Origin of the sequence: Pseudomonas sp. LS_2, assembly GCF_042709235.1 — a bacterium.
In the GTDB taxonomy this organism is placed as follows: Bacteria; Pseudomonadota; Gammaproteobacteria; order Pseudomonadales; family Pseudomonadaceae; genus Aquipseudomonas.
This window is the reverse complement of record NZ_JAVAYC010000004.1, coordinates 140,320-163,505: the sequence shown is the minus strand read 5'-3', so window position 1 is coordinate 163,505 and position 23,186 is coordinate 140,320. Positions and strand designations below refer to the sequence as shown.

26 protein-coding genes and 2 tRNA genes are annotated in these 23,186 nt (G+C 62.8%); 17 read left to right on the top strand and 11 right to left on the bottom strand.

Translation table 11 applies throughout. The features are described 5' to 3' along the window. Window positions 1–135 precede the first annotated feature (135 nt). The 5 genes from modA (at window position 136) to csrA (ending at window position 4,199) form a co-directional block, all read left to right on the top strand. Window positions 136–894 (top strand): molybdate ABC transporter substrate-binding protein, encoded by a 759-nt coding sequence (modA, locus tag RAC97_RS05350; RefSeq protein WP_375097749.1) that lies wholly within the window; start codon window positions 136–138, stop codon window positions 892–894. Continuing rightward, window positions 894–1,574, top strand: coding sequence for a molybdate ABC transporter permease subunit (gene modB / locus RAC97_RS05345; protein WP_375097748.1), 681 nt, complete (start codon window positions 894–896; stop codon window positions 1,572–1,574). Before modA ends, modB begins: the two co-directional genes overlap by 1 nt. A gap of 1 nt (window position 1,575) precedes the next feature. Next, window positions 1,576–2,667, top strand: a complete 1,092-nt coding sequence (modC, locus tag RAC97_RS05340) for a molybdenum ABC transporter ATP-binding protein (RefSeq protein ID WP_375097747.1) — start codon at window positions 1,576–1,578, stop codon at window positions 2,665–2,667. Window positions 2,668–2,722: 55 nt separating this feature from the next. Then, complete coding sequence (locus tag RAC97_RS05335; protein ID WP_375097746.1) at window positions 2,723–3,736, top strand: DNA topoisomerase IB; 1,014 nt, start codon at window positions 2,723–2,725, stop codon at window positions 3,734–3,736. Between the two features lie 265 nt (window positions 3,737–4,001). Further along, window positions 4,002–4,199, top strand: coding sequence for a carbon storage regulator CsrA (csrA, locus tag RAC97_RS05330; RefSeq protein WP_375097745.1), 198 nt, complete (start codon window positions 4,002–4,004; stop codon window positions 4,197–4,199). Between the two features lie 64 nt (window positions 4,200–4,263). Here csrA and RAC97_RS05325 read toward each other — a convergent pair whose 3' ends face one another. The 3 genes from RAC97_RS05325 to RAC97_RS05315 are packed head-to-tail and all read right to left on the bottom strand — an operon-like array spanning window position 4,264 to window position 7,243. Next, window positions 4,264–4,623, bottom strand: coding sequence for a response regulator (locus tag RAC97_RS05325; protein ID WP_375097744.1), 360 nt, complete (start codon window positions 4,621–4,623; stop codon window positions 4,264–4,266). 11 nt (window positions 4,624–4,634) lie between these two features. After that, the gene (locus tag RAC97_RS05320; protein ID WP_375097743.1) at window positions 4,635–6,080 is read right to left on the bottom strand and encodes an ATPase domain-containing protein; all 1,446 of its coding nucleotides are present in this window, start codon (window positions 6,078–6,080) and stop codon (window positions 4,635–4,637) included. An 8-nt stretch (window positions 6,081–6,088) separates the two neighbouring features. Continuing rightward, window positions 6,089–7,243, bottom strand: a complete 1,155-nt coding sequence (locus RAC97_RS05315) for a nitrogen regulation protein NR(II) (protein WP_375097742.1) — start codon at window positions 7,241–7,243, stop codon at window positions 6,089–6,091. Between the two features lie 191 nt (window positions 7,244–7,434). On the opposite strand from RAC97_RS05315, the gene RAC97_RS05310 reads away from it, so the two are divergent. The 3 genes from RAC97_RS05310 (at window position 7,435) to RAC97_RS05300 (ending at window position 8,355) form a co-directional block, all read left to right on the top strand. Continuing rightward, the gene (locus tag RAC97_RS05310) at window positions 7,435–7,647 is read left to right on the top strand and encodes a hypothetical protein (RefSeq protein ID WP_375097741.1); all 213 of its coding nucleotides are present in this window, start codon (window positions 7,435–7,437) and stop codon (window positions 7,645–7,647) included. Window positions 7,648–7,755: 108 nt separating this feature from the next. Continuing rightward, window positions 7,756–7,840, top strand: a tRNA-Leu gene (locus RAC97_RS05305). A 101-nt stretch (window positions 7,841–7,941) separates the two neighbouring features. Next, window positions 7,942–8,355 carry a DoxX family protein gene (locus RAC97_RS05300; RefSeq protein ID WP_375097740.1) on the top strand — a complete coding sequence of 138 codons (414 nt, stop codon included), beginning with the start codon at window positions 7,942–7,944 and terminating at the stop codon, window positions 8,353–8,355. A 3-nt stretch (window positions 8,356–8,358) separates the two neighbouring features. On the opposite strand, the gene RAC97_RS05295 is transcribed toward RAC97_RS05300, so the two are convergent. Continuing rightward, a complete protein-coding gene (locus RAC97_RS05295; protein ID WP_375097739.1) occupies window positions 8,359–8,547 on the bottom strand; it encodes a hypothetical protein in 189 nt (62 codons plus the stop codon). Between the two features lie 263 nt (window positions 8,548–8,810). On the opposite strand from RAC97_RS05295, the gene RAC97_RS05290 reads away from it, so the two are divergent. After that, entirely contained in the window at window positions 8,811–9,485 is a 675-nt protein-coding gene (locus tag RAC97_RS05290; RefSeq protein ID WP_375097738.1) for a polysaccharide lyase family 7 protein, read from the top strand. 241 nt (window positions 9,486–9,726) lie between these two features. Here RAC97_RS05290 and RAC97_RS05285 read toward each other — a convergent pair whose 3' ends face one another. The 4 genes from RAC97_RS05285 to sohB form a co-directional block, all read right to left on the bottom strand. Beyond that, complete coding sequence (locus tag RAC97_RS05285; protein ID WP_375097737.1) at window positions 9,727–10,188, bottom strand: anti-virulence regulator CigR family protein; 462 nt, start codon at window positions 10,186–10,188, stop codon at window positions 9,727–9,729. A 233-nt stretch (window positions 10,189–10,421) separates the two neighbouring features. Next, entirely contained in the window at window positions 10,422–10,778 is a 357-nt protein-coding gene (locus tag RAC97_RS05280; RefSeq protein ID WP_375097736.1) for a DUF6713 family protein, read from the bottom strand. A 182-nt stretch (window positions 10,779–10,960) separates the two neighbouring features. Continuing rightward, window positions 10,961–11,034, bottom strand: a tRNA-Cys gene (locus RAC97_RS05275). Between the two features lie 144 nt (window positions 11,035–11,178). Then, window positions 11,179–12,210, bottom strand: a complete 1,032-nt coding sequence (gene sohB, locus RAC97_RS05270; RefSeq protein ID WP_375097735.1) for a protease SohB — start codon at window positions 12,208–12,210, stop codon at window positions 11,179–11,181. Window positions 12,211–12,408: 198 nt separating this feature from the next. Between sohB and RAC97_RS05265 the strand changes: the two genes are divergently transcribed. The 4 genes from RAC97_RS05265 to RAC97_RS05250 all read left to right on the top strand — a co-directional run bounded on the left by RAC97_RS05265 (window position 12,409) and on the right by RAC97_RS05250 (window position 15,566). Continuing rightward, entirely contained in the window at window positions 12,409–13,122 is a 714-nt protein-coding gene (locus RAC97_RS05265; protein ID WP_375097734.1) for a histidine phosphatase family protein, read from the top strand. Between the two features lie 51 nt (window positions 13,123–13,173). Next, window positions 13,174–13,491 carry an SCP2 sterol-binding domain-containing protein gene (locus RAC97_RS05260; RefSeq protein ID WP_375097733.1) on the top strand — a complete coding sequence of 106 codons (318 nt, stop codon included), beginning with the start codon at window positions 13,174–13,176 and terminating at the stop codon, window positions 13,489–13,491. A 204-nt stretch (window positions 13,492–13,695) separates the two neighbouring features. Beyond that, entirely contained in the window at window positions 13,696–14,763 is a 1,068-nt protein-coding gene (locus RAC97_RS05255; RefSeq protein WP_375097732.1) for a phosphotransferase family protein, read from the top strand. A gap of 35 nt (window positions 14,764–14,798) precedes the next feature. Next, entirely contained in the window at window positions 14,799–15,566 is a 768-nt protein-coding gene (locus RAC97_RS05250) for an SDR family oxidoreductase (RefSeq protein WP_375097731.1), read from the top strand. 92 nt (window positions 15,567–15,658) lie between these two features. On the opposite strand, the gene RAC97_RS05245 is transcribed toward RAC97_RS05250, so the two are convergent. Then, window positions 15,659–17,752, bottom strand: coding sequence for a TonB-dependent siderophore receptor (locus RAC97_RS05245; protein WP_375097730.1), 2,094 nt, complete (start codon window positions 17,750–17,752; stop codon window positions 15,659–15,661). A gap of 170 nt (window positions 17,753–17,922) precedes the next feature. Between RAC97_RS05245 and RAC97_RS05240 the strand changes: the two genes are divergently transcribed. Beyond that, window positions 17,923–18,621, top strand: a complete 699-nt coding sequence (locus tag RAC97_RS05240) for a YoaK family protein (RefSeq protein ID WP_375097729.1) — start codon at window positions 17,923–17,925, stop codon at window positions 18,619–18,621. A 1-nt stretch (window position 18,622) separates the two neighbouring features. Here the strand turns inward: RAC97_RS05240 and RAC97_RS05235 are convergent, their stop codons facing one another. After that, the gene (locus tag RAC97_RS05235) at window positions 18,623–18,973 is read right to left on the bottom strand and encodes a hypothetical protein (protein WP_375097728.1); all 351 of its coding nucleotides are present in this window, start codon (window positions 18,971–18,973) and stop codon (window positions 18,623–18,625) included. Between the two features lie 116 nt (window positions 18,974–19,089). On the opposite strand from RAC97_RS05235, the gene RAC97_RS05230 reads away from it, so the two are divergent. After that, entirely contained in the window at window positions 19,090–19,380 is a 291-nt protein-coding gene (locus RAC97_RS05230; protein WP_375097727.1) for an RcnB family protein, read from the top strand. Between the two features lie 21 nt (window positions 19,381–19,401). Here the strand turns inward: RAC97_RS05230 and RAC97_RS05225 are convergent, their stop codons facing one another. Further along, on the bottom strand, window positions 19,402–20,562 hold the full coding sequence (locus RAC97_RS05225; RefSeq protein WP_375097726.1) for a GGDEF domain-containing protein: 1,161 nt from the start codon (window positions 20,560–20,562) through the stop codon (window positions 19,402–19,404). Window positions 20,563–20,791: 229 nt separating this feature from the next. Between RAC97_RS05225 and RAC97_RS05220 the strand changes: the two genes are divergently transcribed. Together RAC97_RS05220 and RAC97_RS05215 are read left to right on the top strand one after the other, a co-directional pair. Further along, on the top strand, window positions 20,792–21,175 hold the full coding sequence (locus RAC97_RS05220; RefSeq protein WP_375097725.1) for a glycine zipper domain-containing protein: 384 nt from the start codon (window positions 20,792–20,794) through the stop codon (window positions 21,173–21,175). A 140-nt stretch (window positions 21,176–21,315) separates the two neighbouring features. Then, on the top strand, window positions 21,316–23,145 hold the full coding sequence (locus RAC97_RS05215; protein WP_375097724.1) for an SLC13 family permease: 1,830 nt from the start codon (window positions 21,316–21,318) through the stop codon (window positions 23,143–23,145). Window positions 23,146–23,186: the final 41 nt, after the last annotated feature.

Here is a 23,186-nt window from a genome sequence, read left to right as displayed (position 1 = left end):
CTTCGCCGACAACGCGCCGACGCAGCTCGGCGCGGCCTGACCCCCCTGTTTTTTTCAGCCCCCTGCCCTTCCCGATGGCTGGCCTATCGCTATATAGTCGGCACCATAACGATAACCCACCTCAAGGAACGTCCCATGCGTATTCGCCTGCCCCACCTGGCCGCCAGCGCTCTAGCCAGCCTGATCGTCGTCAACAGCGCTTGGGCCGACGAAGTCCAGGTGGCGGTCGCCGCCAACTTTACAGCGCCGATCCAGGCGATCGCCAAGGACTTCGAGAAGGACACCGGTCACAAGCTGATCGCCTCCTTCGGTGCTACCGGCCAGTTCTATGCCCAGATCAAGAACGGCGCGCCGTTCGAAGTGTTCTTCTCCGCCGACGACAGCACCCCGGCCAAGCTCGAGCAGGAAAAGCAAATCGTCGAAGGCTCACGCTTCACCTACGCCATCGGCACCCTGGCGCTGTGGTCGGCCAAGGAAGGCTATGTCGACGCCAAAGGCGAAGTACTGAAGAAAAACGAGTACAAGCACCTGTCCATCGCCAACCCGAAAACCGCGCCCTACGGCCTGGCTGCCACCCAGGTGCTAGACAAGCTCAAGCTGACCGAAGCCACCAAGGGCAAGCTGGTCGAAGGCCAGAACATCACCCAGGCCTTCCAGTTCGTCTCCACCGGCAACGCCGAGCTGGGCTTCGTGGCGCTTTCGCAGATCTACAAGGACGGCAAGGTCAGCAGCGGCTCGGCCTGGATCGTGCCAGCCAACCTGCACGATCCGATCCGCCAGGACGCGGTCATCCTCAACAAAGGCAAGGACAACCCAGCCGCCAAGGCACTGGTCGAATACCTCAAGGGCCCGAAAGCCGCCGCGGTGATCAAATCCTATGGCTATGCACTCTGATGCCGCTCGACGCCAGTGACTTCGGCGCGATCTGGCTGACCTTCAAGCTGGCCAGCCTGACCACGGTGATCCTGTTGCTGGTGGGTACGCCAATCGCCTGGTGGCTGGCGCGCACCCGCTCATGGCTGCGCGGCCCGATCGGCGCGGTGGTGGCGCTGCCCTTGGTGTTGCCGCCGACGGTGATCGGCTTCTACCTGCTGATCGCCCTCGGCCCCCACGGCTGGATCGGCCAGGCGACCCAGGCCCTGGGGCTGGGCACCGTGGTGTTCAGCTTCGCGGGGCTGGTGATAGGCTCGGTGGTGTACTCCATGCCGTTCGTGGTGCAGCCCTTGCAGAACGCCTTTGCCGCCATCGGCGAGCGCCCGCTGGAAGTGGCCGCGACGCTGCGCTCCAGCCCTTGGGACACGTTCATTCACGTGGTACTGCCTCTGGCCCGCCCAGGCTTCGTCACCGCCAGCATCCTTGGTTTTGCCCATACCGTGGGCGAGTTCGGCGTGGTGCTGATGATCGGCGGCAATATTCCCGACAAGACCCGCGTGGTCTCGGTGCAGATCTTCGATCACGTCGAGGCCATGGCCTATCCGCAAGCGCACTGGCTGGCAGGGGCCATGCTGGTGTTCTCCTTCCTGGTGTTGCTGATGCTTTATGCTGGCCGCCGTGGCAAGACGGGCTGGAGCTGAAATGAGCGCATCGATACACGCACGCCTGAACCTTGCGCGTGATGCTTTCACCCTGGATGTCGACCTGCACCTGCCAGGGCGCGGCATCAGTGCGCTGTTCGGCCATTCCGGCTCCGGCAAGACCTCCTGCCTGCGCTGCCTGGCGGGCCTGGAGCGCGCCAGCGTCGCCTATGTAGAGGTCAATGGCGAGGTCTGGGAGGACTCTTCCCGTGGCCTGTTCATCCCCCCGCATCAGCGCCCGGTAGGCTATGTGTTCCAGGAGGCCAGCCTGTTCCCGCATCTGTCGGTGCGCGGCAACCTGGCGTTCGGTTGGCGCCGGATCGCGGCGAGCGAACGCAAGGTCAGCCTCGAGCAAGCCTGCCAACTGCTGGGTATCGGTCACCTGCTGGCGCGGCGGCCCGCCACGCTGTCCGGCGGCGAGGCGCAGCGGGTCGGTATCGCCCGCGCCCTGCTCAGCAGCCCGCGCTTGTTGCTCATGGACGAGCCGCTGGCAGCCCTGGATGGCCCTCGCAAACGCGAGATCCTGCCGTACCTGGAACGCCTTCACGACGAGCTGGAGATCCCGGTGGTGTACGTCAGCCACGCCCAGGACGAAGTGGCACGCCTGGCCGACCACCTGGTGCTGCTCGAGCAGGGCCAGGCAACCGCCAGCGGCCCGATCGGCGAAACCCTGGCGCGCCTGGACCTGTCGCTGGCCCAGGGCGAGGACGCAGGCGTGGTGCTCGAAGGCCGGGTCAGCGGGCATGACCCGCACTATGAATTGCTGGACCTGCGCCTGCCCGGCGAACCCGGCCCGTTGCTGCGCATCGCCCACCCGCCGCAAGCGCCGGGCAGCAGCTTGCGGGTGAAGGTACAGGCGCGTGACGTCAGCCTCAGCCTGAGCCAGGACAGCACCTCGAGCATTCTCAACCGCCTGCCGGTGATCGTTCGCCAATGCCGCCCGGCCGACAACCCGGCACATGTGCTGGTGAGCCTGGATGCCGCTGGCAATGCCCTGCTGGCGCGCATCACGCGCTTCTCGGCCGACCAACTCGAGCTGCACCCAGGGCAGGCCTTGTGGGCACAGATCAAGTCGGTAGCGCTGTTGGGCTGAGCAACCGTCGTACAGGCGTTGTCCATTGCTCAGATGACTGCCAATGGAGTGCGCGATGTCCGAGATCCGCCTGCCGCGAACCCTGCACTACGTCGACGACAGCCAACCGGGACTGAGCCGGCGCCGCTGGCGCGACCGTTTCATCTACCTCGACCCTGCGGGCGAGCGCGTACGCGACAGCGAAACCCTGGCGCGTATCGCCGCGCTGGTGATCCCGCCGGCCTACACCGATGTGTGGATCTGCCTCGACCCCCACGGCCACCTGCAAGCCACCGGACGCGATGCCCGAGGGCGCAAGCAGTACCGCTACCACGCAGAGTGGCGCGTGCTGCGCGACCAGCACAAGTACGGGCGCATGCTGGCCTTCGCCCAGGCCCTGCCCAACCTGCGCAAGCAACTGGACCTGCACCTGGCGCGACCGGGCCTGGACCGGGAGAAAGTAATGGCGCTGGTGGTCAGCCTGCTCGACAGCACGCTGATTCGCATCGGCAACCGCGAGTACCTGCGCGACAACCAGTCCTATGGCCTGACCACCCTCAGCAATCGCCATGTGCAGGTACGCGGCAGCACCATCCGTTTCCAGTTCCGTGGCAAACGCGGCGTGGAGCATGACGTCACCCTGCGCGACCGCCGCCTGGCCGCGCTGGTCAAGCGCTGCATGGAACTGCCGGGGCAGGCGCTGTTCCAGTACCTGGATGAAAACGGTGAGCGCCATAGCGTGGGCTCCAGCGAGGTGAACCAGTTCCTCCAGCAACTCACCGGCGCCGATTTCACCGCCAAGGACTACCGCACCTGGGCCGGTAGCGCCCTCGCGCTGGAACTGCTGCGCCCGTTGGCCTGGGAGCCGCAGAGCGAAGCCCGGCGCCAGGTGACGGCCACGGTCAGGCAGGTGGCCACGCGCCTGGGCAACACACCAGCGGTGTGCCGGCGCTGCTATATCCACCCTGCGGTGCTGGAACACTTCGAACTTGGGCGCCTTGCGGACTTGCCACGGGTACGGGCACGCAAGGGGCTGGAGCTGGAGGAAGTGGCTTTGCTGCGCTTTCTGGAAGCTCTAGAGGTAATTTAACTGGCAGCTGCCAAAGACTATGCCTCACATAGAGCAGAGAAATTTCCCATCTGCGATGAAGCACCCTATCCTTGCCACCGAGCACCTTCGCTGATCGACGCTACCCTGGTTTCCATCGGCACCTGCAACTGAAGACAGGCAAGAGAATTTATCTGAGGGGGAATTAATATCCCCCGAAAGCGTCTTTAATGAGAAGGAAGAGGGACAGGCTCCCGCCGCCGTGGCAACTGGCCTCGCGGTTTATTTCATCACTAAGGAGAACTACATGCTGATACTCACCCGTAAGGTTTGCGAAAGCATCGTCATCAACGACGACATCAAAGTCACCATCCTGGGCGTCAAGGGGATGCAAGTGAGAATCGGCATTGACGCGCCGAAAGATGTTCAGGTTCATCGTGAAGAGATTTTCAAACGCATCCAGGCCGGCAGCCCAGCCCCGGAAAAAGCCGACGACCACCACTGAGCCCAACCGCATCAAGCCGCACGGATGCGCTTGACCGAACTGCCCGCCGACGCGGGAGCCTGCCTCAAGCGTCGAGCAACTCACGCACCTTGGCGATCATCCGGTCCATGTCGAAGGGCTTGTCGAACACCGCCGCGAACAGCTCAGGGCTGACGCGCCCCTCGCTGGCCTGCGCACCACTCATGAGAATCACCGGCAGGTCCGCCAGCTCAAGCTCCTGGCGAATCGCCCGCACCAATTCCTCGCCATTGAGCACCGGCATCATGTAGTCGGTGATGACCAACTCCACGCGTTTTTCCTTCAGCGCATCCAGTGCCTTGCGACCGTTGCTGGCTTTTTCCACCAGGAAGCCCTCGTCCTCGAGCGCGAACCCCAGGATATCGGCGATCAGGTATTCGTCATCGACGATCAGGATGGTGTTCATGGGTGCACCTGTCAGCCACTGCCTTGGGGCACTGCGGTACCCGATAACACCCCTCTGGCGCCCTCGAAAGCCTTGTTCAGGGTAATGCCATGGGGCCCGATGAGCAGCTCGTGCGGGGCTGGGTCGTGGTGGCTGTCGCGCGCCTTGAGGATCGACAGCATGCGCCGCAGTTGCGACTCGAGTTCGACGAAGCGCATGAGCATCAGATTGTCGACGATGCTCGACAGATCCGGCGCTGGCGCGGTGATCTCCGAGCCGAACAGGTCGCGCATCTCCCAGGTCAGCAGCACGCTGACGTCACGTGCGCGCAACTCACCCGTCAAGGCGCGAAAGAAACTGTTGAGCCGCGCGGGGTCGGTGGCCAGGCGCCCAAACGCCCCCAGGCTGTCGATGACCACACGTTTGATGCCATGCGCTTCTACGCGCGCCAGCAGGCGAGCGCCCACCTGATCCAGCAAACCCTCCGTGGTGGGCTGCCAGCACAGGTGCAAGGCACCCTGGTTTTCCAGGGCGACGAAATCGAGCCCCAGCGACGCCGCCTTCAAGCGCAGGCGCGCGGGAGGCTCGTAGAAACCAAAGTGCAAGCCCGGCGCCTCGGGGCTGGAAGCGGCCAGGAAACCCAGGCCCAGCGATGTCTTGCCGACACCCGAAGGCCCCATCAACAGGCTGACCGAACCTTCGGCCAGGCCACCGTCGAGCATCTCGTCCAGTGCCACGACACCGGTGGACACCCGCTTCAGCACTTCGGAACCCAGGTAACTGGGCAGGCTGTAGAGTGCTTCGAGTCGCGGGTAGACCTCAAGCCCAGCCTCGCTGATCAGGCACTCGTGCCTTCCTGCCAACGCCCCACTACCTCGCGTCTTGCGTAACTGGATATGCCGCACGGTACGGCTGCCGAGCGTCTGCTCGCCCAGCTCGATCACGCCGTCGACCATGGTGTGCTCGGGGCTGCCCTCCTCCAGCCGAGCGCTGGTCAACAGCAGCACGGTGCAGCCGGCAAATGCCGCATGCCCCTGCAGTTCAGAGACGAATTTCTTGGTGTCCAGTGGCGTTTCCGCTCGCGCCCTGGCGTTGAGCAGGCCATCGACAATCAGCAGGCTGGCGTGCTGACGGGCAATTTCCTGGCGCAGCAGGCGCACTACCGCATCCAGGCCTTCCTGCTCCAGGGTATCGAAGGCACTGACGAACTGGATCGGGTCACCCACCAATGTCGGATCGAAGAACGCCAGGGTAGAGAGGTACTGGAACAGGCGCTCGTGGGACTCGCTGAGCAGCGTCGCCACCAGCACCCGCCCGCCGTCACGCACGTGGTTGCAGGCGAGCTGGTTGGCCAGGATGGTCTTGCCCGCCCCCGGCGGCCCTTGGACGATATAGGAAGCACCGGCCACCAGGCCGCCCTTGAGCACGGCATCGAGCCCATCGATTCCCGTCGCCAACCGCGTGAGTGTTTCTACCATGTCGCTTCCTACCCGTTGGGTTCGAGGTCGTCGTATTGCTGGGCGGGCAGGTACAGGCTCATGCAAGTACCCTGGCCTTCATTGCTGGCCACGCAGATGGCGCCATTGCTCTGCTTGGCGAAACCGTACACCTGACTCAGGCCCAGGCCCGTGCCCTTACCGAAGGGCTTGGTGGTGAAGAAGGGCTCGAAGATGCGCGGCAACACGTGCGGTGCGATGCCTTGGCCGGTGTCGTGCACATCGAAGCGTACGAACTGCCCCTGCAAGCCTTCCACTTCGCCCGCCAGGGTCACCATCCTGGCCTCCAGGCAAATGCGCCCTGCGCCTTCGATGGCATCGCGGGCATTGAACAGCAGGTTGAGCAGCACCATCTGCAACTGTCCGGCATCGGCCTCGATCAAGGGCAGGTCCGGCGCGAGCTGCTCCTGCAGTTCGATGTCATCGGGCAGCGCATGCTCGAGCAGACTGCGGGTCGATGCGACCAGTTCCACCGGGTTCACCTGGGTGACATTGAATTGCTGGTGGCGCGCGAAGCTCAGCAGCTGCCGGGTAAGTTGCGCGCCACGCTGGCCGGCGTCGAGGATGTGTTCGAGCAGGTTGTTTACCCGCGCGGCATCCTTGCTGACCAAGGCCAGGCGCGCAGAGCTGAGGATGATGGTAAGCAGGTTGTTGAAGTCATGGGCCAGGCCACCGGTCAACTGCCCCAGCGCCTCGAGCTTCTGCGCCTGGAACAGCTGGGCACGCATGGCATCGAGCTGCAGGGCCGAGTCGCGGCGGTCGGTGATGTCGCGGGTGATCTTGGCCAGGCCAATGACCTGGCCGTGGTGGTCGCGAATCACATCCAACGCCGCCAGCGCCCAGAACTGCGTGCCGTCCTTGCGCACACGCCAGCCTTCATCCTGCGCCACGCCGTGGTCCAGGGCCTGGCGCAACAACCGCTCAGGGCGCCCGTCAAGACAGTCCTGGGGCGTGAAGAACAGCGAGAAATGCCGGCCGATCACTTCTTCTGCGCGGTAACCCTTGATGCTCTCGGCGCCCGCGTTCCAGGACACCACGTAGCCTGAGGGGTCGAGCATGTAGATGGCGTAGTCGACCACCGCCTGGACCAGTTGTTCATAGCGGTAGGCGGGCATGAAAGGGTCGGGACGATTGGCTGAAACCATGCGAGCTCCACAGGCACAGCAGGAGAAACATAAATGAGCTTAGTCAAAACGGCTCGGTGCGGAACAACAACTTGTGAGTGTCCGCTACATGGACCGATGGCAGCAAGCGCTGTATTGATCTATCGCTTTATTGACCTATCACCGTATTGACCTATAGTGCAGCGCGCCTTGCGCACATTCATGGAATCGACATGCCGACCAACGTTCGTTTGCTGACCCTCCAGGACGACTTGCTGCGCGCCGCGCAGCAACTCGACGAGCTTGGCCTGAGCCTCACCGGCCATGCCCGCTACCTGCACCATTCGATACACCGTGCCGAGGTACCGGACGTCAATGCCAAGGCCCTCGAGTTGCAGGGTTCAGCGCTGCACATGCGCGAAATCGCCCGCACGCTCACTCCGTAAAATACGAGGTACAGTTGACGCCGCTATAACGGTGGGTTATAAAGCGCGCTTGATTGCATGGCCCTTCTGCACTGAAGCGCGCCGGTCAGCCATGACCCTTTCAAGCGTGCGAGTGTGGTGGAATTGGTATACACAGCAGACTTAAAATCTGTCGGCGCAAGCCTTGCGGGTTCGAGTCCCGCCACTCGCACCAACTCTTTCTGAAGGCGCCCTCGCGGCGCCTTTTTCATGCCTTCCGGAAATATCCCGCGCACCTGCTAGAGTGGAATTTGTCACCACTATCGGAACGCCACCATGCGCCACACCCTGTTCGACGGCCAACGCGACGTCATCATCCTGCTGGCCCGTATCCTGTTGCTGGTCCTGTTCGTGATGTCCGGCTGGGGCAAGCTGATCGGCTTCGAGGGCACGGTCGGTTACCTGGGCTCGCTGGGCGCCCCTGCGCCGACCCTGGCGGCGGCCATCGCCGTGCTGATGGAATTGTTCGTCGGCATCCTGCTGATCCTGGGCTTCTATACCCGGCCACTGGCGTTCCTGCTTGCGCTGTTCGTGTTCGGTACCGCGCTGATCGGCCACCCTTACTGGAGCATGGTCGACCCCGAGCGCAGCGCCAATCTGATCCACTTCTACAAGAACATGAGCATCGTCGGCGGTCTGCTGTTGCTGGCGGTGACCGGCGCAGGACGCTTCTCGCTGGACCGTCGCTGAGCCTCAGTCATCGGGGTCGTCGTACCAGGCGGGGTGGTCCTGCTCGTCGAGGTCGTCGGCCCATTGCTCGTCTTCCTCGATTTCATCTTCCGCACCTTGCGCGTCGGCTTCGTGTTCGAGGTCGTCGTAGAGAAATTCAGGGTCGAGCAGGTGGTCGTGCTCGGGTTCGGGCAGGTCGTCTTCGTCGTGCATCGCAGGCTCCGCGGCGTTCAGGCACGCCTGTATAGGCTTATCGATAGGCCTGGTCAATCATCCTGGCGGTTAATGTTGACTTAACCCCTTGCGCGTTAGTCTTTTACAGCTCCCTTCAGAACGTCTTGCCCGCCGAACATGGCGGGCTTTTTTTGCCTGCCAAAAAATATTCACGGGAATGCGGCCAATGGCCACGAAACTGAGCGGGTCATCGAGGTTCGGACAAAGTAGGAAGGTTTCTAACCACGCAAGGAGCAAGTCCCATGTCCGTTAATATCGACCGCCTGATCATTACCACTCCCGTGCCTAAATCGGCGACCAATCCTGTAGCGCTGGAGCTCACCGGCGCCCAGGCGCTGGCGACGCTCCCGGAGATCATTGCCCGCCTGCCAGACGGCTCGGTGCGCATGGTCGCCCCCACTCTCGGCGCCTCCAGCAAGAGCACCCATCGCACCCGTTGCGAGTGGAAGGAGCCGAACTACTGGAGCCTGGCCAGCGCTACCCTGCATCGCAACCATCAAACCATGCGTCTCGACCAGGTGAACTCGGCGCAGAAGGTTGTGATTTCGCAAATGCACGTAAAGGACGACGACAGCCCGACGATCAAGGTGTTTTGGAACAAGGGCAAGATCACCTTCGGGTTCCGCCAGGATTTCGACCAGCCGACACCGGCCAACAGTACCCTGCTCAGCGACGTGCCGTTGGGCAGCGTGTTCGAAGTGACCCTCGAAGTAACCGCCGGCGGCGCTGCCAAGATCAATGCGACCTGCAATGGCCGCAGTGCCAGCACCGGGCTGCTGCAGCTGGCTGCGAGCTGGAATGTGCGCACCTTCAATTTTCATGGGGGGGTATACAACCAGGTGGACTACACCGCTTCCACCACCGAGCAAGACCGCTCGGTGTGCGTTATCACACGCCTGGAATTGAGCCATGCATAGAATGGTTTGTGGACATAAGGTTCACGAAATTCTGACATTTGCCTAGGCACACTGACCTGGCTTCGATACGTTCCTTGGACCCGCCTTAATGGCGGGTTTTTCTTTTTCCGCAAGGTAGCGTCTACAGGCTACGGGCGCTCGCAGCACGCCCGCATGCAAGGGAAGCTGGCGGTCGCCTGGACGAAAACCACCGGAATAGCCAGAAGTTCGGCAGGTTGTCGTCGGCGCAGCGCATACGGGGTCAGTCGAAGGCCCCGTTCAAAACCTCATAGATGAGTCCGGTCGCAACAGCCACCAGAATCAGATCTGCGCCGGCCCGCATCCACTCGTAGCCGTCGTAGTGCGGTAGTTGGCCAAGCAGGCGACCGTCGAGTTTCTTGGCGATACCTGGAGGAAGCGGCTTGCCGCGAGCGAGGTTCTTCTGAATGCCAGGTGGCAGCGCGGGCGCTGGACTCCAGTAGTTGCGATGTCCGCCCAGGATCCCAAGTACATCGCCACGGTCTATGGAAGGGCCGCCGTATCGTCCACCATGATCGTTCCCACCCTTGCCACCACCTGACTTGCCATGCTCCTGGGAATGTGAAGCCTGGCCTTTGCCGTTCCCTTGCCCTTTGCCATTGCCAGGATCCGCAAATGAGACACAGGGCCCTAACGCCAGTGCCAATGATGTGAACGCTGCAATGAAAACGCGTGGCTTGGCCATGGTTGCTTCCTTTTGCGGGGGAGGACTCTATGCAAATGTAGACGATGCCAAAGGCATAAGTTCCTCAGCGCTACCTCGAAATGTGTTAGCCAGGCGGTCAGCGATACAGGCGCTGCACAACTCACCGTTGGCAAGGGGTGAACCCCCATTACCCTCGGGTTCCAGCAGCCGCGGATCAAGCGCCGGCGCTTCTCCGTGAGCTTCATGCAATGAGGGCGCGGCGCACGCCGTTATCAAGATGAGGATCGTATGCTTGCCATCAGCCATATAGCACTGGCCAAGCACAGAATGAGTATGGAGATCGAAGCGGGCAGGTGAAACTGGTGAAAGCCAGCCAAGCCAAAGCCGGCATGGATAAGGAACGTCAGTAGGCCCAGGCCAGCACAGACTTTAGCGAAGAACACCGCATTCACTGTGCCGAGCAAAACACTCCGATACCCATTCAGTAATAGGGGTATTGCCAGGATATTGAACAGCAGGAAGCCCTGGACCCCGCCAGGAAGGAAAAACATTTCCCATTCCTGCCAATACGCGGCATCAATTTGGTGAAGGATCAATGCAAGCATCGTCACAAAGTAGCTTCTTTCCATTTAAGCAATTCCTTAGCTAACGGCAGTCATCCGTGTATGGAGCGCAGACGATGATATGAGCTGCAACGCTCTACAACTTACCCATCACTTCCCTACCAAGTGAGGCCTTGATGTGGAAACGGTCGGCTTTTTCTCCCAAAAGAAAAACCCCGCAGACGTTAATCTGCGGGGTTTTCGAATAGTGGAGGCCGAGGTCGGAATCGAACCGGCGTAGACGGATTTGCAATCCGGAGCATAACCACTTTGCTACTCGGCCTCAATGTCGGAGTCAGCTTTCGCTATCTCCTTGAAACGGCTAGGCTTTTTCAAACCAGCTGCGTTTCGATGGACGCCATTATGTCGGCATTCCGTGCCCCTTGCAACCCCTTCGAAGAAAAAATTCTTCAAGGGGTTCAAGGTGTTAGCGAAGACGGCCGAGCTTGCTCCACAGCCCCACCAGAGTGTTTTCAACCGTGCCGCTGGCGGCCATGCCGATGCGTTCCTGCAGCGATTTGCGTTCGGCATAGTGAACGTGGAACAGGCTTGCCTCGCGGGCACGGGTGCTGAGGTACTCGTCGCTGGTGCGCAGTTCATCGACCAGGTTGCGGTTCAGCGCGGCAATGCCCAGCCAGACTTCGCCGGTGGCCACTTCATCGATGTGCAACTGCGGGCGGTAGCGGCCCACGAAGTCCTTGAACAGCTGGTGGGTGATGTCCAGGTCTTCTTGGAACTTCTCCCGGCCCTTCTCGGTGTTCTCCCCGAACACGGTCAGGGTGCGCTTGTACTCGCCTGCGGTCAGCACCTCGAAATCGATGTCGTGCTTCTTCAGCAGGCGGTTGACGTTCGGTAACTGCGCGACCACGCCAATGGAGCCGAGCACGGCGAACGGAGCGCTGATGATCTTGTCGCCGATGCAGGCCATCATGTAGCCGCCGCTGGCGGCGACCTTGTCGATGCACACGGTCAGCGGGATGCCCGCCTCGCGGATGCGGGCCAGTTGCGAGGCTGCCAGGCCATAGCTGTGTACAAGGCCGCCACCGCTTTCCAGGCGCAGCACTACTTCATCACGGGAGGTGGCCAGGGTCAGCAGCGCGGTGATTTCGTTGCGCAGGCTCTCGGTGGCCGAGGCCTTGATATCGCCATCGAAATCGAGCACGAACACCCGACTTTTTTCTTCGCCCTTGGCAGTGGCCTTGGCTTTTTTCTGCTGCTTCTCGGTCTTGGCCTGCTGCTTGCGCAAGGCCTTGAGCTGCGCCTTGTCGAACAGGCCTGATTCCAGGCGTTCGCGCAATTCTTTGTAGAATTCGTTCAGACGGGTGACCTGCAACTGCCCGCCCGGCTTGCGCCGCCCCTTGCCACGCATGCCGGCGATGGCGGAAAGCACCACCAGGATGGCAATGACCAACGTGGCGGTTTTGGCGAGAAAGCTTGCGTATTCGGCAAGAAACTCCACAGCGACTCCTTGTAGGACCTGCACCATACGGCGCGAAATTGTGCCAAGCATACCGACACGCCTGGGCTGCTGCCAGCCGGGGAAAACGCTGGCAACACAGTTCAAACAAGCTTTTCAAACGCTTGTATGTTTTTTCATTGACAGCCTCCCTGGGCCATCCTAACCTCCCAGCAACCTCAACCCAGGCCGGACTTCCCCGTGGGCAACATCTACCTGATCCGACATGGCCAAGCCTCCTTCGGTGCCGACGACTACGATGTCCTGTCTGCACTCGGTGTGCGCCAGAGCCAGGCCCTGGGTGAGCACCTGGCGCAGCTGGGTCTGAATCTGGACCGCTGCATCGCCGGCGACCTGCGCCGTCAGCAGGACACGGCGCGCCTGGCCCTGGAGTGCCTCGCCGCCAATGGCAGCGCCATCGCACCGCTGGAAACCGACCCGGCTTTCAACGAATTCGACGCCGATGGCGTGATCCGCGCGCTGGTGCCCGACCTGCTGCCCCACGAACCCGAAGCACTGCAGGTGCTGCGCAACCCGGCACAACACCGCAGCGAGTTCCAGCGCCTGTTCGCCTTGATGGTGCAGCGCTGGCATGACGGCGACCACCCGCCCAGCGATGGCCTGGAAACCTGGACAGCCTTCACCGGCCGCGTCGCTGCTGGCTTGCAGCGGGTGCTGGCACAAGCCTCCAACCGTGACAATATCGCCATCTTCACCTCTGGCGGCACCATCGCCGCTTTGCTCCACCTGGTGACCGGCGTTACCCCAGCCCAAGCGTTCGCGCTGAACTGGCAGATCATCAACACGTCGCTCAGCCACCTGAAGTTCCGTGGCCGCGACGTGGCCCTGACCTCCTTCAACAGCCAGGCCCATGTGCAGCTGTTGAGGATGCCGGAGCTCATCACCTATCGATGAACCGGCCTGTTGTGCCCTCTGCACGCAACCATTACCAACAAGGAATACACCATGAGCGACGTAGCTAAAGCAGTCGAAGCGATGAAAGCCAAGTTCAACCCTGCCGCTGCCCAAGGCCTGGACCTGGTGTTCGGCTTCAACATCACCGACGAAAACAAGCACTACGCCCTGCTCGTCAAGGATGGCACCTGCGAGATCCAGGAAGGCGAGAACGCCGACGCCAACTGCACCCTGGTACTGGACAGTGAAACCCTCAAGGGCATCGTCAGCGGCGACACCGATGGCATGCAGGCCTTCATGAGCGGCAAGCTGCGCGTCGAAGGCGACATGATGCTGTCGATGAAGCTCAGCGAGCTGTTCCCGGCCTGAGGCCTGCGAGCATCGCCGTGAAGAAAACCGAAGCCTGCGTGCTTCGGTTTTTTTTCGCCTGCGCAACGCTTGGCTTGGATGCTTATCAGGTGCATTGATTGGCCGGCAACACCCGCGCCAATATGGCGACTGGGACGCTTGTCCCAACGTGTTATGGAAATTAGATTAGCCAATAGTCCTCGCGACCGAGAATAAGGAATACGCATGACGCTCACCGACCAGTCCACCCAGGTACGCCCCGGCGAAGAACTCGATGCAGCCGTCATCGACCCCTACCTCAAGGCGCACATTCCAGGCCTCGCGGGCACCCCGACCGTCAGCCAGTTCCCTGGCGGTGCCTCGAACCTGACCTACCTGGTCGCCTACCCCAACCGCGAATTCGTACTGCGTCGCCCGCCGTTCGGTCACAAGGTCAAGTCGGCCCACGACATGGGCCGCGAGTTCCGCATTCTCAACCAGCTCAACGAAGGCTTCCCGTACTGCCCCAAGGCCTATGTGCACTGCACCGACGAGTCGCTGATCGGCGGCGAGTTCTATGTGATGGAGCGGGTCAAAGGCGTCATCCTGCGCTCGGACATTCCCCCTGCCCTGGGCCTGGACGCCACGCACACCGAGGCCTTGTGCAAAAGCTTCATCGACCGCCTGGTAGAGCTGCACCAGGTCGACTACAACGCCTGCGGCCTGGCCGACCTGGGTAAGCCCGAAGGCTACGTGCAGCGCCAGATAGAAGGCTGGAGCAGCCGTTACGAAAAAGCCCTGACCCCCGATGCCCCGCGCTGGGAGCGGGTGACCGCCTGGCTGCGCGAAAAGATGCCCGCCGACCATCCGCGCCCAGGCATCGTGCACAACGACTACCGCTTCGACAACGTCATCCTCGATGCCGACAACCCGATGCGCATCATCGGCGTGCTGGACTGGGAGATGGCCACCATCGGCGACCCGCTGATGGACCTGGGCAACAGCCTGGCCTACTGGATCGAGGCCGACGACCCGGCACCGGTGCAACTGATGCGTCGCCAGCCGAGCAATGCGCCGGGCATGCTCACCCGTCGCCAGTTCGTCGACTACTACGCCGAGCGCGCGGGTATCAGCCTGGACAACTACGACTTCTACTATGCCTATGGGCTGTTTCGCCTGGCCGGTATCGTCCAGCAGATCTACTACCGCTTCCACCATGGCCAGACCCAGGACAAGCGCTTCGCCCAGTTCATCCACATGAACAAGCTGCTCGAGCACATGACCCTGCAGGTGATCGACAAGTCGCCCCTGTAACCCGTCGCGCCGCCCCAGACCACAAGGAACCCAGCATGTCCAAGACCCACCTGTTCGACCTCGACGGCAAAGTCGCCTTCGTCTCCGGCGCCAGCCGCGGCATCGGCGAGGCCATCGCCCACCTGCTGGCCCAGCAAGGTGCCCATGTGATCGTCTCCAGCCGCAAGCTCGAAGGTTGCCAGCAGGTTGCCGAAGCGATCCAGGCAGCCGGTGGCAAGGCCACGGCGGTGGCTTGCCACATTGGCGAGATGGAGCAGATCCAGCAGGTGTTCGCCGGCATTCGCGAGCAATTCGGGCGCCTCGACATCCTGGTCAACAACGCCGCCACCAACCCGCAGTTCTGCAACGTGCTGGACACCGACCTGAGCGCCTTCCAGAAGACCGTCGAGGTGAATATCCGCGGCTATTTCTTCATGTCGGTCGAAGCCGGCAAGCTGATGCGCGAGCACGGCGGTGGCAGCATCATCAACGTGGCGTCGATCAATGGCGTGTCGCCAGGGCTGTTCCAGGGCATCTATTCGGTGACCAAGGCAGCGGTCATCAACATGACCAAGGTGTTCGCCAAGGAATGCGCGCAATTCGGCATTCGCTGCAACGCCCTGCTGCCGGGCCTGACCGACACCAAATTCGCCTCGGCGCTGGTAAAGAACGACGCCATCCTCAAGACTGCGTTGCAGCAGATTCCACTCAAGCGCGTGGCCGACCCCAGCGAGATGGCCGGCGCGGTACTGTACCTGGCCAGCGATGCCTCCAGCTACACCACCGGCACCGCACTCAATGTCGACGGGGGGTTCCTCTCCTGAACGCAGCGCGGCACCTGTAGGCGTGGGCTTGCCCGCGAAGAAACCACCACGCTGCACGGCCAGGGCTTTGCCCTGGTTCGCAGCGGTCCGGCCTACAACGACAAGCTCATGCTCACGCTCAAGTTGCGCGGCTCGCCCGGCATGTTCCATGCCGCGTTGTAGCCGCGCTCGTAGTACTTGCGGTCGAACACGTTGTTCAGGTTCACACCAAAGGTCAGCTGTTCGCTGGCCTTGTAGTGCGCCAGCAAGTCGAGCGTACTGTAGGCCGGTAGCCGGAACTGCCCCCCCGCTTGCCCCGAACGCTCGCCCACATAATTGGCCGAGGCGCCGACATCGGAGCCTCGCAGCCAACCCTCCTGGAACTCATACACCGCCATCAGGCTGCCGCTGTGCTGGGGAATGCCCAGCAGATCGCTGCCCTTGGGCAAGGCCGCATCGCCCTTGGTGACCTCGGCATCGATGTAGGCATAGGCACCGATCACCCGCACGGCGTCGCTGAGCTGGCCGCTGAACTGGATGTCCAGGCCCTGGCTGTGGGCCTCGCCGGCGGCGACGCTTTCACCGAAGGCATCGGTGGTGATGACGTTTTCCTTGTCGATGCTGAACAGCGCGATGGTGGCGCCCAGGCGACTGTCGAACAGGTCGAGCTTCAGGCCCGTCTCGTAGCCCATGCCCTTCTCCGGCTTGTACACCTGTCCCTGGGTACCGATGCTGTTGGGCCTGAACGAGGTCGAGGCGTTGGCGAACACTCCGATTTCAGGCGTCCACTGGTACAACAGGCCGACACGCGGCGTGGCGACATCCTTGGCCTGGCTGTTGCTCACCCCGGTCGCGCGGTTCTGCGCCGTCTGCTCGACTCGCTCCAGACGCACGCCCAGCAACCCGCGCCAGCGTTCGCTGAAGGTGATCTGGTCCTGCAGGTTGAGAGCCTGGCTTTCGGTGCGTTCGAAGAGGTCGTTGGGGTTGACCAACGGCGGCTTGGGCTGGCCGTACACCGGGTTGTAGATATCCAGCCCGTAGCCGGTCGAAGTGATGCTCTGCGGGTATTTCTGGCTGTTGCGGTAGTTCTCGTACTCCAAGCCGATCAGGCTCTGGTGCTGCCAGCCCAGCCACTGGAATTGGCCGTGCAGTTCGGCCTGGGTGATGTTGTCGTTCCACTCGAAATTGCGCTCGCGGTAGAAGCGGCTCATGACGTTGCCCACCAAACGCGAAGGCTCGGAGCTGTTGCCGCGCAAGTGGCCCTGGGTGTAGTGGTTGGCCAGGCGCAGTTTCCAGTTGTCGTTAAGGTAGCGCTCCAGCGCCAGGTCCAGGGTCTGGTTGTCGTTGCGGATATGGCCGTCGTTGGGCTCGCCGAGAAAGGTCGAGCGCTTGACCGAGCCAAGCTGGTTGTTGACAGCGGGAATGCCCCGGTCGAACACCGACTCGGTGCGGGAGAACTCGGCATCGAGCGACAGCAACGTGTCTGGGTCGAGTTGCCAGCTCAGCGAGGGGCTGACGATCTGGCGCCGGCTGTCCACGTGATCCCGGAAGCTGCCGTTATCTTCCACCGCCAGGTTGACCCGTGACAGCAGCCGCCCTTCTTCGTCCAGCGGGGTGTTGACGTCCAGGCTGCCACGGTAGCGGTCCCAGGTGCCGGCGCTGGCCTTCAGCCGGGTGAACGCCTCGGCCTGGGGGCGCTTGCTGACGATGTTCACCAAACCACCTGGGTCGCCACGGCCATAGAGGCTCGCGGCCGGGCCCTTGAGCACTTCGATACGTTCGATGCTGGAGGTGTCCGGGGCGCTGTAGCTGCCGCGGTTGATGGCGAAACCGTTCTTGTACAGCTCCCCGGTGGTGAAGCCGCGCACGCTGTAGTTGAGGAAGGTCAGGCCGCCGAAATTGTTTTGCCGGGTGACCCCGCCAGCGAAGTCCAGCGCACGGTCGATGCGTGTGCTGTTGAGGTCTTCGAGGACTTGGCTGGGAACCACGGCAATGCTTTGCGGGGTGTCGCGCAGGTCGGTGTCGGTGCGTGTAGCAGTGCTCGAGCGTGTGGCGCGATAGCCTTGCACCGGGCCGTCGGCACGTTCTTCCAGGCGGCTGTCGGTGACGTTGACGGCTTCGAGCAGCAGCGGCTCTGCGGCGCTGCCTGGCAGGCCCAGCAGGGAGAGGGAAAAACCCAGGCAGAGCCTGGAGGGGTTGTGATTCATCGAACAGCTCCTGAAATTTACGTAATAACATAACAAATCAAGCGTAATTTTCGGAACCTTCAGTAGGAAAAAACCTTACGCAACCATCAAGCCCGCAGCATCCGTACGGATATACTCCAGCTGTCGCAAACGCTCATCCGAGCGTGCTGAATCCACACAAGGGGACGTCGATGCTACCAGGAAGCCTGTCGGGCAATGGCAAGCGGCAACTGCTGATCCAGCGCCGTGGCACGGTTGGCCTGTACTTCGTCGCCGCCTTGTCGGTGCTGGCGGGCATGACCGATGCCATCGGTTTTCTGGCGACCGGTGATTTCGTTTCGTTCATGAGTGGCAACACCACTCGCCTGGCCGCGTCGCTGGGTAGTGGCGAGCTGGGGCCGGTGCTGCGCCTGACGCTGGTGATCGTCGCCTTCGTGCTGGGCAATGCCTTGGGCGTGATCATCGCCGCCCGCAGCGGACGCCGCCCCTGGCCGCTGCTCGGCCTGATCGCTGCCTCGCTGGCCTGTGCCGGCCTGCTACCGGAAGGCTGGCAATTGCCGGCGCTGCTGGCGGCGGTGATCGCCATGGGCATGATCAATGCGGTGGTCGAGGAAGTGAACGGCCTGCCCATCGGGCTTACCTACGTCACCGGTGCATTGTCGCGCTTCGGCCGTGGCCTTGGGCGCACGGTGCTGGGCCAGCAGCGCCTGGGCTGGCGCGTGCAGTTGGTGCCCTGGTGCGGCATGTGCATTGGCGCGGTGGCCGGGGTGCTCCTCGAGCAGCACCTCGGGCGCCCGGCCCTGTTGGCCGGCGCGCTGTTGGCGCTGCTGCTGGCACTGGCTTCGCTGAAGATCCCGCGGCGCTGGCAGTTGCGCTACATGCCGCGTTGAATCACAGGCAGGTGGCGGCGGAAGCCTTGCGGCGCAGGGCCATGCTGTCGTTCTTCTGCGCGTAGTAGTCGACACGCGTACCGCCGCCCTGGGGATAGATGTCGGCAAAGGACTCAGCCTCGCGGGTATACACGGTAAAGCCGCCCTGCTTTCGCGACTCGAGGTAGCCGCTGGCATCGACACCAAAGCTCGACTCTTCCTGCCAACTGAACTGGATGCACTGGGCCACCCGCTCCACCGGCTTTTGCGAATCCAGGCGCGCGGCGGGCTCGCCGCTGCGGGCGGCCTCCATGTTCGATGACGCACAACCCACCAGCATCAGCGCTGCGGCCATCGGCAGAATCGCTCGCATGTTCCATCCTCAAGGGCAAAAAAGAAGCGACTCTAGCACTGGCCGCCAGCCGAGTGAATTGTCCCGCGGTCGGCGCTGTCGCATGAGTTACACGCCCTTCAAGAGGAAACTTCTGCATGAAACTGCGCCCAATGCTGTATGCCCTGCTGTTCACCCTGCCCCTGGCGGCCCACGCGGCCGAGTCGAGTGTCGAGAGCATCAAGGCGCCGGAAACCCACAACCGCGAGGTGCAGGTGGGCGACAAGGCGCCCGACCAGTACAAGCGTGACGAACTGGCGATCCGGGACTGGCGCGCCAAAGGCTTGCCTGCACCCGAGAAGGAGAGCCACTGGGTGAAAATGGGCAGGCATTACGTGCTGGTGCAAATCACCAATGGGGTGATCCTGGCCATTCAGCCGGCCTCCTGAGAAATTCTTCTCGATACACCGCTAGGCCAGGCCGAGCTCACCTGCCATGCGCACGGCATTGCGCCCCTCGGCCTTGGCCTGATAGAGCGCAGCATCCGCCTGGGCGATCAGGCAGGCGGGGCTGTCGTCGGGCCCCGGCACGCCGCACCACAGGCCCACGCTGAAACGCAGTTCGATATCCGCACCGGCATACCGCGCGGGGTTGCGCGCGATCGCTTCGCGCAGGTCGTGCAGGGCCTTCATGGCACCCTCGCGGCCGGTGTGCGGCAATACCAGCAGAAATTCCTCGCCCCCATAGCGCCCCAGGCTGTCTTCCTGGCGCAGGCGTTGCTGCAACTGGCGCACGCAATGGCACAGCACCTCGTCGCCGGCCAAATGCCCGTGCAGGTCGTTGATGCGCTTGAAGTGGTCGATGTCGATCATTGCCACCGCCAGGCTGGTCTGCTCTATCCGGGCACGCTCCAGTTCCACGGCGAAACGCTCGAGAATCGCCCGGCGGTTGCAGGTGCCGGTCAGCACATCGTGCCCGGCCAGGTGCTGCAGGCGTGACTCGCTGCGCTCCTTGGCCATCAGCACCAGGCCGATGGAATACATCATCACCGTAGCCGTGCCGATGCTGACCGAGATGGTCTGCTTGAGGTTGCTGGTGTCGTAGCGCAGTTCCACCGCAGTACCGCTCGCCACTGCCAGCACCCGCATACCCAGGCCCACCAGGCTGATAGCCGCGCCAATCACCAGCAGCAGGTGCGCCCGGCCCCGGCGCTCGGTGTGACGCTGGGCCCAGTAGAGGATCAACGCACACTGCGCCATCAACACCAGGGTCGCCAGCAACATGCGCGGTTCCAGGGTATCGAGCAACAGCACCAGACCCGCCACCATGAACAGGGGAATGACGAAGATCCGCCGCCACGGCACCCGCTGTTCGCGCACCCGGAACAGACTGGCCGAATAAAACGCCAGCGCCAGGGACAACAGGCTGTTGCCCAGGGCGTAGCTGAACCACAGCGACAGATGGCCATAAAGGGTGAAGCAGACGTAGGCCAGGGCATGCGCGAGCAGGCCACAGCCGGTCAGCAAAAGGTTGTCGCGGCGGTTGAACTGGCCTACCAGCAACAGGCAGAAGGCCAGGATGGTCGCGACCAGCGCAACCGCAGCGAACAGTGTCGGAGTATGGGCGATCATGCTGATTCACCGTGTGGCAGGTAGCCATCTTGATTGCGGCCTGGTGACAGTCTAGGTTCCCGCCGCGCACGCGACCATGACCGAGCGAGACAGAACAGCAGCCAGCAGGCACGCCGGTTTTCCCTGGCGTAATAATATTTTGCGTGACTCAGAAACCAAATCGACCCTTTCCGGTCTCAGCATGTGTCCCGTAAACCGCTGCGTCCCCATTTTCGAGGTTCATCACATCATGCGTCTGACTCTGCCTTCCCTCGCCCTCGGCCTGCTGCTGTGCCAAGGCGCCTTCGCCGGTGACGGCACTGCTGCTATCGGTGGTGGCCTGGGCGGCGCCCTGGGCAATGTCGTCGGCAAGCAGGTCATCGGCGGCAGCACTGGCGCGGCCATCGGCGCGGGCCTGGGTGGCGCGGCTGGCAGTGCCGTGGGCGCACGCAAGGGCAACCGCGCCGAAGCGGCGATCGGCGGTGGCCTGGGCTCGGCGGGCGGTTCGCTGCTCGGTGGCAAGGTCGGTGGCTCCACCGGCTCGACCGTCGGCGCAGGCCTGGGCGGCGCCGCAGGTGGCGCGCTGGGCAACCACTTGGGTGACAAGGACCGCAAGAAGCACCGTCGTCACTGACCCTCGCACCGGCCTCTTCGCCGCCAGACCCCGCGAAGAGGCCAGCTAAAGACTGCAAAACCCCTGCAACACATCAACGACGCCTTCCTCTCGAGCTGCCACACTATCCCGGTCGCCCCTGTGAAGGATCACCCTCCCCGATGTCCCACGACCTGCTCCTGGTCCTCGGCCTGCTGGCCGTCGTCATCACCCTTTTCGTCATCAACCGCCCGCGCATGGACGTTGTCGCCCTACTGGTGATCCTGTTCCTGCCGCTGTCGGGCATCCTCACCGTGGAACAGGCCCTGGCCGGATTCAGCGACCCCAATGTGGTGCTGATTGCTGCCCTGTTCGTGATCGGCGAAGGCCTGGTGCGCACCGGCATCGCCTACCGCATCGGCGAATGGATGAGTGAGCGTGCGGGAAACAGCGAGGCGCGCCTATTGGTGCTGCTGATGGTCTCGGTGGCGCTGCTGGGTTCGGTGATGAGTTCCACCGGCGTGGTGGCGATCTTCATCCCGGTGGTGCTGAGCATTGCCGCGCGCCTGCAACTTTCGCCCAGCCGGCTGATGATGCCGCTGAGTTTCGCCGGCCTGATCAGCGGCATGCTCAGCCTGGTGGCGACGCCGCCCAACGTGGTGGTGCACAGCGAGTTGGTGCGCCACGGTCTGGAAGGTTTCGGTTTTTTCAGTTTCACCCCGTTCGGCCTGGTGGTGCTGGTGCTGGGCATCGGCTACATGCTGTTGACCCGCCACTGGCTCAACGGCGAGGTGCGCAAGGACGGCCGGGTGGAAAGCCGCCGCACCCTGCTCGACCTGGTGCTGGACTACAAGCTCGCGGGGCGCGAACGGCGCCTGCGCATTCGCCCGCATTCGCCATTGATCGGCCATACTCTGGGCGAGCTGGAGTTGCGCACCCGGCATGGCGCCAACGTGATCGGTATCGAGCGCCAGCACAAGTTCACCACCCGGGTGATCGCCGCTGATTCAGCCACTGTGTTGCAGCAAGACGACGTACTGCTGCTCGATTTGTTCGCCAACCGCGACGACCTGCGCAGCCTGTGCCAGACCATGCAGCTCGAACCCTTGCATTTCAAGGCCGCCTATTTCATCGACCAGTCCCAGGAATTGGGCATGGCGGAAATTTCCCTGCCACCGGGCTCGCAACTGATCGGCAAGAGCATCCTGGAGCTGGCCTTGCGCAGCCGCTACGGCCTCAACGTGGTAGGCCTGCGCCGTGAGCAGGCGGCCATCGAGGAGCAACTGGTGGAAGAAAAGCTGCGCCTGGGCGACACCCTGTTGGTGGTCGGCCCGTGGAAGGCGGTGCGCCAGCTGCAAAGTCAGCCGCGCGATTTCCTGGTGCTGAGCCTGCCGACGGAAATAGACCAAGTGGCACCGGCCCGCACCCGCGCGCCCTATGCCTTGATCAGCCTGGCGGTCATGGTGGGGTTGATGGTCAGCGGCGCGGTGCCCAATGTCATCGCCGCACTGATCGGCTGTCTGCTGATGGGCGCTGGCCGCTGCATCGACATGAACAGCGCCTACCGTGCCATTCACTGGCAAAGCCTGGTACTGATCGTTGGCATGCTGCCCTTCGCCCTGGCGCTACAGAAGACCGGCGGTATCGACCTGGCAGTGAACGCCCTGGTGAGCCTGCTGGGCGGAGCAGGCCCCAGCGCCATCCTGGTCTGCCTGTTCGCCCTCACTGCGCTGATCGGCCTGTTCATCTCCAATACCGCCACGGCAGTGCTGATGGCGCCCGTTGCGATCAGCACCGCGCAACAGCTGGGCATGTCGCCCTACCCCTTCGCCATGATCGTGGCCCTGGCGGCATCGGCGGCGTTCATGACGCCAGTGTCCTCGCCGGTCAATACCCTGGTATTGGGGCCAGGCCAGTATCGCTTCGCCGACTTCGTGAAAATCGGCGTGCCCTTCACCCTGCTGGTGATGGTGGTCAGCGTGGTGATGGTGCCCTGGTTCTTCGGGCTGTAGGGCGACACAGGAAAATGGCGCCAAAAACACCGTATTGGCGA

Excerpts from the sequence above, each read along its gene's own strand:
- modA (WP_375097749.1), top strand. The coding sequence starts at position 136 with ATGCGTATTCGCCTGCCCCACCTGGCCGCCAGCGCTCTAGCCAGCCTG.
- modB (WP_375097748.1), top strand. The coding sequence starts at position 894 with ATGCCGCTCGACGCCAGTGACTTCGGCGCGATCTGGCTGACCTTCAAG.
- modC (WP_375097747.1), top strand. The coding sequence starts at position 1,576 with ATGAGCGCATCGATACACGCACGCCTGAACCTTGCGCGTGATGCTTTC.
- RAC97_RS05335 (WP_375097746.1), top strand. The coding sequence starts at position 2,723 with ATGTCCGAGATCCGCCTGCCGCGAACCCTGCACTACGTCGACGACAGC.
- csrA (WP_375097745.1), top strand. The coding sequence starts at position 4,002 with ATGCTGATACTCACCCGTAAGGTTTGCGAAAGCATCGTCATCAACGAC.
- RAC97_RS05325 (WP_375097744.1), bottom strand. The coding sequence starts at position 4,623 with ATGAACACCATCCTGATCGTCGATGACGAATACCTGATCGCCGATATC.
- RAC97_RS05320 (WP_375097743.1), bottom strand. The coding sequence starts at position 6,080 with ATGGTAGAAACACTCACGCGGTTGGCGACGGGAATCGATGGGCTCGAT.
- RAC97_RS05315 (WP_375097742.1), bottom strand. The coding sequence starts at position 7,243 with ATGGTTTCAGCCAATCGTCCCGACCCTTTCATGCCCGCCTACCGCTAT.
- RAC97_RS05310 (WP_375097741.1), top strand. The coding sequence starts at position 7,435 with ATGCCGACCAACGTTCGTTTGCTGACCCTCCAGGACGACTTGCTGCGC.
- RAC97_RS05300 (WP_375097740.1), top strand. The coding sequence starts at position 7,942 with ATGCGCCACACCCTGTTCGACGGCCAACGCGACGTCATCATCCTGCTG.
- RAC97_RS05295 (WP_375097739.1), bottom strand. The coding sequence starts at position 8,547 with ATGCACGACGAAGACGACCTGCCCGAACCCGAGCACGACCACCTGCTC.
- RAC97_RS05290 (WP_375097738.1), top strand. The coding sequence starts at position 8,811 with ATGTCCGTTAATATCGACCGCCTGATCATTACCACTCCCGTGCCTAAA.
- RAC97_RS05285 (WP_375097737.1), bottom strand. The coding sequence starts at position 10,188 with ATGGCCAAGCCACGCGTTTTCATTGCAGCGTTCACATCATTGGCACTG.
- RAC97_RS05280 (WP_375097736.1), bottom strand. The coding sequence starts at position 10,778 with ATGGAAAGAAGCTACTTTGTGACGATGCTTGCATTGATCCTTCACCAA.
- RAC97_RS05260 (WP_375097733.1), top strand. The coding sequence starts at position 13,174 with ATGAGCGACGTAGCTAAAGCAGTCGAAGCGATGAAAGCCAAGTTCAAC.
- RAC97_RS05255 (WP_375097732.1), top strand. The coding sequence starts at position 13,696 with ATGACGCTCACCGACCAGTCCACCCAGGTACGCCCCGGCGAAGAACTC.
- RAC97_RS05250 (WP_375097731.1), top strand. The coding sequence starts at position 14,799 with ATGTCCAAGACCCACCTGTTCGACCTCGACGGCAAAGTCGCCTTCGTC.
- RAC97_RS05245 (WP_375097730.1), bottom strand. The coding sequence starts at position 17,752 with ATGAATCACAACCCCTCCAGGCTCTGCCTGGGTTTTTCCCTCTCCCTG.
- RAC97_RS05240 (WP_375097729.1), top strand. The coding sequence starts at position 17,923 with ATGCTACCAGGAAGCCTGTCGGGCAATGGCAAGCGGCAACTGCTGATC.
- RAC97_RS05235 (WP_375097728.1), bottom strand. The coding sequence starts at position 18,973 with ATGCGAGCGATTCTGCCGATGGCCGCAGCGCTGATGCTGGTGGGTTGT.
- RAC97_RS05230 (WP_375097727.1), top strand. The coding sequence starts at position 19,090 with ATGAAACTGCGCCCAATGCTGTATGCCCTGCTGTTCACCCTGCCCCTG.
- RAC97_RS05225 (WP_375097726.1), bottom strand. The coding sequence starts at position 20,562 with ATGATCGCCCATACTCCGACACTGTTCGCTGCGGTTGCGCTGGTCGCG.
- RAC97_RS05220 (WP_375097725.1), top strand. The coding sequence starts at position 20,792 with ATGCGTCTGACTCTGCCTTCCCTCGCCCTCGGCCTGCTGCTGTGCCAA.
- RAC97_RS05215 (WP_375097724.1), top strand. The coding sequence starts at position 21,316 with ATGTCCCACGACCTGCTCCTGGTCCTCGGCCTGCTGGCCGTCGTCATC.